The following is an 899-nucleotide window of genomic DNA, read 5'->3' as shown; positions in this document are numbered from 1 at the left end:
AGAGCCGGCTCCGCAAATTTGAACAGGTCGGTGAGTGGAGTTTCTGCCTGACAGCGGGCACGCTGGTGCCTGCGAATCAGGAGCGACGATGAGCAGACGAGCACGCCGGAATCACACACCGGCCTTCAAGGCGAAGGTGGCACTTGCCGCCGTCAAGGGCGACCGGACGATAGCTCAGCTTGCCGAGCAGTTCGACGTCCACCCCAATCAGATTATGGCGTGGAAGGCGCAGTTGGAGGGTGGCGCTTCCGGAGTTTTTGGACCTGGCAGCGCTGCGCCGGCCACGCCTGCGATCGATGTGAAGTCGCTGCATGCCAAGATCGGGGAGCTGACGCTGGAGAACGATTTTTTAGAAGGAGCGCTCACCAAGGCGGGATTGCTGAGCGCAAGGCGATGATCGACCGCGAGCACGATCTGTCGATCACCAGGCAGGCGGAAGTTTTACAGATCAGCCGCGGCAGCGTTTATTACCTGCCGCGACCGGTGCCGGATGCCGATCTCGCGATCATGCGACGTCTTGACCGGCTGCATCTGGAGTTTCCCTTCGCCGGTTCGCGCATGCTGAGAGGCCTGCTGGCTGCCGAGGGGTGCAAGATCGGCCGCCGGCATGTCAAGACGCTGATGCGGCGGATGGGGATAGAGGCGCTCTATCGCCGACCGCGCACAACAAAGCCCGAGCCCGGCCACAAGATCCATCCGTACCTGCTGCGCGGCATCGAGATCACGCGGCCGAACCAGGTCTGGGCGATGGACATCACCTACATCCCGATGGCGCGTGGCTTCGTCTATCTCGCCGTGGTGCTGGACTGGGCAACACGTCGTGTTCTGTCGTGGCGGCTGTCGATCACCATGGAAGCAGCCTTCTGCGTCGAGACGCTGGAGGATGCCTTGGCTCGTCA

At 62.4% G+C, this 899-nt stretch carries 1 pseudogene; it reads left to right on the top strand.

What is annotated here, in order from left to right:
• Positions 1-88: 88 nt before the first annotated feature.
• Positions 89-899: pseudogene (locus AC0L3C_RS36155) on the top strand (IS3 family transposase); the annotation flags it as partial.

Source organism: Bradyrhizobium sp. WSM4872, assembly GCF_055811715.1.
This window is presented reverse-complemented; position numbering and strand designations above follow the sequence as displayed.